The 6,692-nt window shown below is 40.6% G+C and carries 8 protein-coding genes; 3 read left to right on the top strand and 5 right to left on the bottom strand.

The window, feature by feature from the left end:
• Nucleotides 1-548 precede the first annotated feature (548 nt).
• Together L4C33_RS18170 and L4C33_RS18165 are read right to left on the bottom strand one after the other, a co-directional pair.
• Nucleotides 549-1,169: an MBL fold metallo-hydrolase gene (locus L4C33_RS18170; RefSeq protein WP_428813820.1), complete on the bottom strand. Its 621-nt coding sequence runs from the start codon at nucleotides 1,167-1,169 to the stop codon at nucleotides 549-551.
• Between the two features lie 153 nt (nucleotides 1,170-1,322).
• Nucleotides 1,323-2,012, bottom strand: coding sequence for a substrate-binding periplasmic protein (locus L4C33_RS18165; RefSeq protein ID WP_428813819.1), 690 nt, complete (start codon nucleotides 2,010-2,012; stop codon nucleotides 1,323-1,325).
• A 493-nt stretch (nucleotides 2,013-2,505) separates the two neighbouring features.
• On the opposite strand from L4C33_RS18165, the gene L4C33_RS18160 reads away from it, so the two are divergent.
• The 3 genes from L4C33_RS18160 to L4C33_RS18150 all read left to right on the top strand — a co-directional run bounded on the left by L4C33_RS18160 (nucleotide 2,506) and on the right by L4C33_RS18150 (nucleotide 5,352).
• Nucleotides 2,506-3,312: a substrate-binding periplasmic protein gene (locus L4C33_RS18160; RefSeq protein ID WP_428813818.1), complete on the top strand. Its 807-nt coding sequence runs from the start codon at nucleotides 2,506-2,508 to the stop codon at nucleotides 3,310-3,312.
• A 204-nt stretch (nucleotides 3,313-3,516) separates the two neighbouring features.
• On the top strand, nucleotides 3,517-4,305 hold the full coding sequence (locus tag L4C33_RS18155) for a carbon-nitrogen hydrolase family protein (protein WP_428813817.1): 789 nt from the start codon (nucleotides 3,517-3,519) through the stop codon (nucleotides 4,303-4,305).
• Nucleotides 4,306-4,389: 84 nt separating this feature from the next.
• Nucleotides 4,390-5,352, top strand: a complete 963-nt coding sequence (locus L4C33_RS18150; protein ID WP_428813816.1) for a TDT family transporter — start codon at nucleotides 4,390-4,392, stop codon at nucleotides 5,350-5,352.
• Between the two features lie 71 nt (nucleotides 5,353-5,423).
• On the opposite strand, the gene L4C33_RS18145 is transcribed toward L4C33_RS18150, so the two are convergent.
• The 3 genes from L4C33_RS18145 to L4C33_RS18135 form a co-directional block, all read right to left on the bottom strand.
• On the bottom strand, nucleotides 5,424-5,885 hold the full coding sequence (locus tag L4C33_RS18145) for a c-type cytochrome (RefSeq protein WP_428813815.1): 462 nt from the start codon (nucleotides 5,883-5,885) through the stop codon (nucleotides 5,424-5,426).
• Nucleotides 5,882-6,289 carry a cytochrome C gene (locus L4C33_RS18140; RefSeq protein ID WP_428813814.1) on the bottom strand — a complete coding sequence of 136 codons (408 nt, stop codon included), beginning with the start codon at nucleotides 6,287-6,289 and terminating at the stop codon, nucleotides 5,882-5,884. The genes L4C33_RS18145 and L4C33_RS18140 overlap by 4 nt, the downstream gene beginning before the upstream one ends.
• On the bottom strand, nucleotides 6,289-6,692 hold a 404-nt coding region (locus L4C33_RS18135), incomplete at its 5' end, for a molybdopterin-binding protein (RefSeq protein ID WP_489686449.1). The genes L4C33_RS18135 and L4C33_RS18140, both read right to left, overlap by 1 nt.

Below are 6,692 nucleotides of genomic sequence, written 5' to 3'. Positions count from 1 at the left end.
ATCGTGTCACTTAATGTTGAAGCTGTCGATAAAAAGGACATGAATATGCAGCTCGAAAGTAAGATTGATTTTTTCATGATAATCCGATTGTTTATGTAATAAGGCAAAATTTACGGGGCGGGATAATACAGATTGTGGTTTATAAATCAATGGTGATTTATATTAACTTTTTATGAAAAGGGAGCTGCGTTTATGGAACGTTATTTCCTACTCGAATTAGGATGAAGAAAGTGCGATTCATACACTTAGGTCAAATATGGGGTGCGAATAACTCATTCCTGTCCAGAAGTGAGTTTGAAGACCTGTTGGTCAAGCGAGAAAATGAAGCTGCCAACACAGGTGTTATGAAAGTGATATTGCCTCTTCGTAGTCTAAACTTATGTAAGTTTAGACTACGAAGAGGCAACTTTTATGGTTTCTATTGCCGTTATTATCGCCTTTCACCTCTTATACTCAGACGATCACGCCGCTGACATAGGTGATTTACCTGCTCAATCAGGCTAGTGAGCAAGAACTTATTTACCATTGCCCTTCGAATTTGTCGTAAGTTATTCTGCCTGATAGTCGGGCGCTTGGTGCCACGGATATGGGCCCATCCACATATCTAACATTACTCGTAGCACGTTCATTTCCAACCATTCGTTGTAACCAACCCAATGCTTATATTTTTCTAGCTCAATTTTTCCTGGTATTGATTCAAATGATGAGCCTTTTTTAAACTCAGCTACGATAGCTGCTTGCAAATCTTCTATGTATTCACGTTCTAAAACGACATCTTGTTTTCTGCCAATGGGACTTTGTGCATGAGAATGTGAAAATACTGCCTTTTCAAAGTTTAAAGCTTCTATATCAGTTAAGGCTCGCTTCCATTCATTGATATTGAAGTCAGGTACAATAGCGAACATTACTCGGTTGGGTGTTACTAAGTCAGCAATGTAAGCCACTTTTTGTTTAGGTAATATAAATACTGTCATCCCCATACCGTGGCTCATTCCAACATAATGAAACTCTATCTCTTGCTCACCAACAACTAAAGACTTTCTCTTACCTTGCCAAATTTGATCTGGTAAAGCTAAGTCTGGATGTAGATTTCCTTTCATCCACTTATACGCTTCTTCATGAGCAATAATTTTTGCAGTTTGATAGGCCTGAGAGTGAAGTTTGGCCACACCCAAATAAATTTATGCTAGAGATACTTGGAGGGGAGCGATAACAAATCGTTCCATTTTGGCGCTCAATGCTCCTTATGTTCAAATTGGGATTGAAGGAAAACCCCTTTGAACAGCGTTACGCACTTGTAGAACGGTAGTGTTTAGAAATGGCTAAAGATCATATTTTCTTTTAAGCATTTGATAACGAGGAGAGGCTTTAAACTCTTTCATGGCTCGTGTAAATTCTACTTTTAGATCTTTGTTCTTACTGCTGAGAGAAAATCCAATATAGGTATATTTTGAATGGAAAACTGGCTCCATAATACTAAACTGATTTACTTTATCTGATATCCATTCTTCTTTTAGATCCCGAAACTTTATAATTCCAAGGTCACTTCGTCCCTTTATCACTAAATTGACCACTTGTTCTGTATTTTGTGTTGTTGTCTTTTTGAGATAACTGGCCTTCTCAAACGCTTCTCCAAATGTAAAACCCTGATTATAGGCGATTGAATAAGTCCTAAGGCTCTCAAGATCGCCATTGAAAGAAATGGAGTGACTGGACTTATGCTTGATCAAATAGTGCTCAACACTAGAGAGTATGTTTTCTTCTGCATAGAATATGTAACTCTCTCTTTCTTCAGTCTTAGCTAGGAACGTAATTGCATCCGCTTCCCCCTGTTTAACCATTTTGAGCGCTCGAACCCACGGCACTGTCTTAATAGTTAATTTAAGATTCATTACTTCTGCGACTTCACGGATAGTTTCCACGTGAAAACCAGTCAGCTTCCCATCAATTGTCATTTCGTAAGGGGCCCAGTTGCCGTCTCCTCTGACAACCAAAAGCTCTTGTTGAGCCATTAAGCATGTACTTGGCAGTAACAGAGCTAACAAACACAGGGCATGAACCATAATTCCCTCCAATTACATTTCAACTACTGTATTGCTGGGTACATTATAGCTAAACAACGCTAGGGTGACCGTTCGAGTACCTGGTTTTTAACCGCCTGACTTATACTGTTGGTTATACATTAGTAGTGGGTTGTCGTTAGCCTAGACAGCTAGCTAATGGCTTAACATTGGRTTCGGAATACTTGGCATTTTACTGTGCGTTACATGTGAGTGAGCGTATTCAGGTGCGACTAAGATAATGGTATTAATAATAAATAAGTCACGAGTAGACCAAACTCAACGCAACGCGTAGAAGGGACATAGCTTACGTTACATTCTAACGCGGTCAGGTTAGAGATTTAAACGATAGAGGTATTGTCGCTTTGAATTCGGCAAAGTTGAAAAAACAAGCTCACGGAACTACGTTAATAAGACGACCTAAATCTACTTAGGAATGGAAAATATGAGTATACGCTCACAGCTGGCCGCTATTCTTTCCTTCATTATCTCCTCAATTTCTTGCTTTTCGTATGCACAAATCAGCTCAAAATCAGTAGTCATCAATACTATAGATTACCCTCCATATTCAATTTTGGGCAGTACTGATTATATTCAGGGGCACGATATAGAGGTTATTACTAAGGCACTTGAGTACCAAGGGATTTCAGTCGAGTTTAATGTAGTGCCGATTAAACGATCTTTGGTCGAGCTTAAAGATGGCAATGTATTTGGCATGACTATTTGTGGMAAAACAGAAGAAAGGGAGAAGTTTCTTTATTTTACTGATCCAATAAGTGCTTTTAACTTAGGATTTATTTACCAAAAGGGAGCCACTGATTTAAAAGATGTATCTTGGGACGAAATTAAAAAGAGAAACGTTACCATCTCGACAGTTCGAGGGTTTGTGGCAGAAAAAGAGCTGACCCTTAATGATATAGATACCTATCTAGTTGTAAGCTTAGACAGAGGCATTATTATGACTGGACTAAATCGCATTCAGGTTTTTTATGCTGGTATGGAAGCTTCATCAGAGCTAGCGAAAAAGCTTAACTTCCATGAAGGCTTTGAATACGCGAGAGCTCCTGGTCACAGCTATTATGAAAACCACCTTTGCGTTAGTAAGAAGTGGCCGAGAGCAAAAGAGCTTATTTTGGAGTTCAATGCAGGACTTCAAGCTATTARATCTAACGGTATATATTACAAAATTAGGCAAGAACACAAGAGCATTTCTGAGTGGGATATCAAAAGCAATCCTACATCTTCAAAATGAATCTATACGATGGTTAATTCATTTGTCAGGGGGGAAGTCACAAAGCTTCTCTACTGAGGCATAGCGTAATGTTTAATATAAATAAACCTTATACTTTCTCCTCTTGTATTGGCTGAAAGTATGCTATTTCTGATAATTTTGCTGGGTGTCCTATTTGATCATATATTGCCCCGAGAAAAGCCTCTAATTTAAATAGGACTCGATTTGAAAAGTGTTAGTTTTACTATTATTCAGCTTAAGGTAGAGCAAAAAAATAGGCAGAAAAACATATTGGCCGTGGAAAATATCCTCGCTGAATCTGCCGAAATAGGCGATATCACATTACTACCAGAGATGTTCTCGACAGGTTATATATTTGATTCGGCGGAAGAAATTCATAATCTAAGCGAAGACTTTAGTCATAGTGAGACAATTAATAGCCTAACCCGAATGGCTAAGACTTATAAGACGACGCTTGTTGCCGGAATCGCTGAAAAAGAAAATAACCAGTACTACAACAGCGTTGCCGTCGTTGATGAAAATGGCTTGCGATATAAGTACAGGAAAATCAGTCAAAATAGAATCGATAAGCAATACTTTTCACGAGGTGAAAATCTTCTAACATTTGAGTTCAAAGGCTTAAAGATCGGCGTAGCTATTTGTTTTGATATTTGGTTCCCTGAGCTGATGAGAAAATATGATGAAGCGGATGTGATTCTTCACCCTGCCAACTTTGGCGGGCAACACAGCTTTGCAATTGCTCAGGCAAGAGCTTTAGAGAATGGCCAGCATATCCTTACATGTAATAGAGTCGGTGAAGATATCACCAATGAATTTACAGCAAGTTACTGCGGGGGAAGTCGAGTTTACAACCCTAAAGGTGAAGAGGTTGTGCGCCTAGGTGATACTCAGTCAAGCCAGACTGTTGTGGTAGAAGACCTTTCATTAGCTCCTCAGTACAATGGGATTAGCTTGCAAGAAGAGATGGAAGAAATACGTAGAATATTGGCTTAGCTCACCTCATACCTGTATCACTTTTAGTTAGTAGGAACTCAGTAGCAACTATACTCAATAACACGCCAATTCTAAGGTGAACGTATGCACAGAGCTTCCGCTAAAATAATGGGTGCACCAACGCCAATGGCTGGTTTGGCTTTGGGGATTGCAAGCCTCGGTTGGTGCTGGGAGAGTGCAGTCGAACTTCATGGATACGGTCAGTGGGTTGGGGCATGTATTGCTACGGTATTGTTGTTAATTTTGCTGTTGAAGTTCTTACTGCATAATCATTTACTGAGAGAAGATCTTGCTCACCCCATTGTAGGCAGTGTTGTTCCTACTTTCGCTATGGGGACTATGGTTGTTTCCAATTCACTAGGGCACTTTTATCCGATAGCGGGAGACGGGCTTTGGTTGATTGCTATTGCGCTACATATTGTCTTTCTTACTAGCTTTGTATACCACCGCTCAAAAGAGTTTGAGTTACATCATATGGTGCCAAGTTGGTTTGTTCCTCCCGTAGGAATTATTGTGGCGGACGTGTCGTTTTCTGGTAACATTCTGTTAGCGCCAATCGCGTACGGCACATTAATGTTTGGCATGGTGGCTTATGCCGTCATGTTACCTGTAATGATATACCGCCTAATCTTTGCCCATGAGATTCCTGATTCGGCAAAACCAACGCTCGCCATTTTGGCGGCACCTGCAAGCTTGTCATTAGCGGGATATTTGAATGTCACAGCGTCACCTTCACCCGTTATTATCGCGTTGTTATTTGGAATTTCACTGCTGATGACAGTGATCATTTATCTGGCGTTCTATAATCTTCTTCAATTACCGTTTAGCTCAGGTTATGCGGCGTTTACATTCCCTATGGTGATTGGTGCTACCGCTTTGTTCAAACTGTCGGAGTGGTTTGCTGCAAACGGGGTCGGTGATGAATATGTTGATCAGGTCTGGGTCTTGGCGGTGATCGAATTGCTGGTGGCGACGGTTGTGGTTACATACGTATCTTATCAGTTCATCAAGAATGTATTATTCACACCAAGTCCATCTGGTGTGTGATGTTTAGAATAGAGTAATAATGTATTCAAAAATTGTAGCCACCGTTTATGGCTTTGTATTCAAGTTCTAGGCTACTGGTGGTAGTACTCTTTGCTTCGGTCATATAAATCGAGTGGTTTTAGGGTGCTGTAGAACGCAGCTGCATTTTTCAGATCCTGGTCTGATAGGTGTTTGACGACCGACTGCATATATAAATCTTGGCGTTCATCGCTTTTGAAGTTACGAAGCTGCTTAAGAATATAGCTGGATTTTTGACCTTTAATATTCGGATAAGACTGCACAAATGGGATGATTTTGTCACCGTGACATTGACTACATAAGTTGGTTACTAACTTTTCACCAGCRACCTTATCTGCAACGACTAAGCTGGGAATATAATCCGTCAGCACTTCTTCTTTTAATGTCGGATTTAGTGATGTCGATGATCGCTCTGCAGGTATTGGCTCTTGTTCGTCTGAACAACCAGATAACGCGAGTATCGCGATTGCAGTAATACTAACGAATGTCGTTAATCTTATTGAACGTCTCTTCATTGGCTTTCTCCCGGTATTGGTGGCATGAGTGAGCTATCAATTGGCTTACGACGGTATTTGTTCATGTCGATGCCTTTGTCTTGATAATAAGTACTCAAATAATTCAATACGGGGTCCCATGTGTCGGAAAGATCCCAAAGCCCTTGGGTGTCGACCATCCATTGAATTGTTTCTCGCCATTGCTCTTTGTTGCCACTATTTTGAGCAACGATTAGGCTGGTGTGACAGGCATTACATTGACCTTTCACTATTTCCCAACCGGGAGCCATGATTAACCCTGACTCCTTATCGACTCCGAACTGCTTCTTTGGGTCGATTGGCACTTCTTCTGCATGAGTTACAGAAGTAAAAATCATGCAGAGTAATGCCAGTTTCACTAGAGGTTTTCTGTTTATTTGGATCATTACGACACTCTAACTGCGATGCGGTGGCAACCGTTAAATAGATAGCCTTTTGGGTTCCACTGTGGTTGTACAACAGGCTGACTATCGCCTTCGCTATCGGTCGCTTTTGCCCAAATTTCATAATAGCCACTTATCGGTAAATCTAGGTCAGCTTCCCATTGCTGCCATGCGCCTTTATTGACAGCTTTTTTTAACCTCGCATCGTGCCAGGTCGTGCCATAGTCGTAACTTACCTGAAGTTTTTCTACGCTTCTTAACCCTGCCCAAGCGTGACCACTGACTTTCACTTTTTTACCAAGGGTAAATTCGGTACCACTCTTTGGGGACGTGATCAGCGATTTCACGATCATTTCTTCAATGATACGGAAATCCTTGTTTGCTACTTTTTCACCCGGTGCAATAG

This window comes from Vibrio makurazakiensis, assembly GCF_050337375.1.
In the GTDB taxonomy this organism is placed as follows: Bacteria; Pseudomonadota; Gammaproteobacteria; order Enterobacterales; family Vibrionaceae; genus Vibrio; species Vibrio makurazakiensis.
This window is presented reverse-complemented; position numbering and strand designations above follow the sequence as displayed.